Here is a 2,398-nt window from a genome sequence, read left to right as displayed (position 1 = left end):
TCTAACTGTGTTACCGCAGGCCTCACGGGTTGTTATGCCCACGTCCGCAAGCTCACGCATCATATTTGGCTCATCTTTAAGATCAATGTAGTAGAGCTGTACATCTTGCCTTGTGGTTAAGTGAATGAAATTGCTTGCGTATCTATCCGAGCAATCAGCCAATCTTATAAGCTGTTCTGAGTTCAGACCTCCAAACGGTATCTTAATACGGTGCATTTGCACCCCAGCTTGGCGCTGCGCATAGACCCCTAGTTGCAGTCTTATTTTCTGAAACTTGATCTCACCAATCTTACCGTCGAGATAATCGTGGATCTGGCGCTCAAAGAGGTCGAGCTCATCACGGACTAATTCCGGCAGACCAGCTATGATCTCTTCCATAGATTTTTGTTTAACCTGCACTTCCATAACTTCTCCCTTTAAAACCTTTGCTTAAGAGATAATAATCCCTATTATCCCAAATATTTTATATCCAGATAGGCATTATTTCAAATTTTTTAGCTTAGATTTAAACTAAAAATATACTAAAGATTGTTTAATGTTATGATGATTATGAAAGCTAGTAGATTCAACACTCATATTATTAAATCCTAGGAGCATAATCTTGAACAAAAGCGGTGGTACTGAGAGTAAAAACAAGGTGGGGACATTTTCGGCCTTATCTATAGGCATAGGAGGCATGGTTGGCGGAGGAATATTTGCTGTTACAGGGCTTACTGTGGAGCTTACTAGGGGCGCTGCCCCAGTGGCCTTTATAGTGGCTGGAATTGTTGCTCTTCTTACCAGTTATTCATATCTAAAACTTACTCTTAGATATCCAAGCGAGGGCGGAACTGTTGAATTTTTAAATAGAGGTTTCGGGTCCGGAGTAACCACAGGCTCGCTCAATATCCTTCTTTGCCTAAGCTACGTTGTCCTGCTTGCGATTTATGCGTTTGCCTTCGGGAGTTACGGAGCAAGCTTGTTTCCAAAAGAAGATTACATTTTTTGGAGGCACTTCCTTATTACAGGAATAATTGTGTTTCTTTCTCTCGTTAACTACTTTGGAGCAGATCTGGCTATCCGTTCAGAGAATCTATTTAATGCGCTTAAGATGATTATTCTTTTGGGCTTTGTCATATTTGGACTTTTTGCGCCAATTGAGTGGTCTAGACTCTCAACTAATGAGTACGTTACTCCAATTGCTATCCTATCAGGAGCTATGATCATATTCCTTAACTACGAGGGGTTTGAACTGATTGCAAATGCCGGAAAGGACATAGTTAATCCTAAAAGAGCTTTGCCTATCGCCTACTACGGAGGAGTTATTACTGTAATCATCTTATACATACTTATTACTCTAGTTGTTGTAGGGCATATGAGTTTTGAAGAGATCACTAAGACCAGTGACTATGCTCTTTCGGTTGCAGCAAACACTTTCTTGGGCAAGTTCGGATTTATCATGATTGTAGTGGCAGCGCTGTTAGCTACCAGCTCAGCTATAAATGCAACATTTTACGGCTCAGGCAGACTCACATATATAATTGCAAAATCAGGGGAGCTTCCAAAGGAGCTTGAGCGCCCCATTCGCCAGCAACCTCTTGAGGGAATGATAATTTTCGCTGTACTCACTTTAATAATCGCAAATTTCATCCCACTTCATGCAATTGCCACAATGGGCAGCGCGGGGTTTTTGTTGATTTTTATGGCTGTGAATATGGCGAACTATAAATTAGCAAAAGAAACAAACAGCAGAGCTTGGATTTCTATGCTTGCGGCCATTTCATGCTTTATCGCACTCGTGGCACTAAGCTGGCAGACCTACAGTACTGCCACTACCCGCACTCAGCTTCTTATACTGTTTGGCATGATAGCAATATCGATAGCAATCGAAATTGTCTACCGGAAATTTACTAAGAGAAAAATACACATGGGAAGATAAGTGATTCAAAAAATTTTATTTACATTAAAGCCGATTTGTACTAGTCTGATTTATAAGGACCTAACAAGGAGGCTACATTATGGCAAGTCTTACGAAAGTAGAAGGCATCGGTAAGAAGTATCAAAAACAGCTTCAAAAAGCTGGAATCTCCACCTCAGAGGCTCTTTTGAAAGCAGGAGCTACAAGAAAGGGGCGCAATAAACTTGCGAAAGATTCAGGGGTTTCGGCAAAGCTTATTTTGGAGTGGGTAAACCGCATAGACCTATTTAGAATCAAAGGGGTCGGCACCCAGTATGCGGATCTGCTCGAAGCAAGCGGCGTTGACACAGTGGTTGAGCTTGGGAAAAGAGTTCCTGAGAACCTCTTAGCAGCAATGGAAAAAGCAAACTCCAAAGGCAGAAAGAGTCTTGTTAGACAGCTGCCAGGACTTAGCATGGTCAAAGCTTGGGTTAGACATGCCAAGAGACTTAAAAGAGTTGT

The 2,398-nt window shown here is 41.7% G+C and carries 3 protein-coding genes; 2 read left to right on the top strand and 1 reads right to left on the bottom strand.

Translation table 11 applies throughout. The features are described from left to right. A partial coding sequence (locus tag AAF462_11595; GenBank protein ID MEM7009766.1) for a hypothetical protein occupies positions 1-405 on the bottom strand: 405 nt, incomplete at its 3' end. A 196-nt stretch (positions 406-601) separates the two neighbouring features. On the opposite strand from AAF462_11595, the gene AAF462_11590 reads away from it, so the two are divergent. Together AAF462_11590 and AAF462_11585 are read left to right on the top strand one after the other, a co-directional pair. Continuing rightward, positions 602-1,918 (top strand): APC family permease, encoded by a 1,317-nt coding sequence (locus tag AAF462_11590; protein ID MEM7009765.1) that lies wholly within the window; start codon positions 602-604, stop codon positions 1,916-1,918. A gap of 79 nt (positions 1,919-1,997) precedes the next feature. Then, the coding region (locus AAF462_11585) for a DUF4332 domain-containing protein (GenBank protein MEM7009764.1) at positions 1,998-2,398 on the top strand (401 nt) is incomplete at its 3' end.

Source organism: Thermodesulfobacteriota bacterium (assembly GCA_039028315.1).
In the GTDB taxonomy this organism is placed as follows: domain Bacteria; phylum Desulfobacterota_D; class UBA1144; order Nemesobacterales; family UBA2774; genus CR02bin9.
This window is presented reverse-complemented; position numbering and strand designations above follow the sequence as displayed.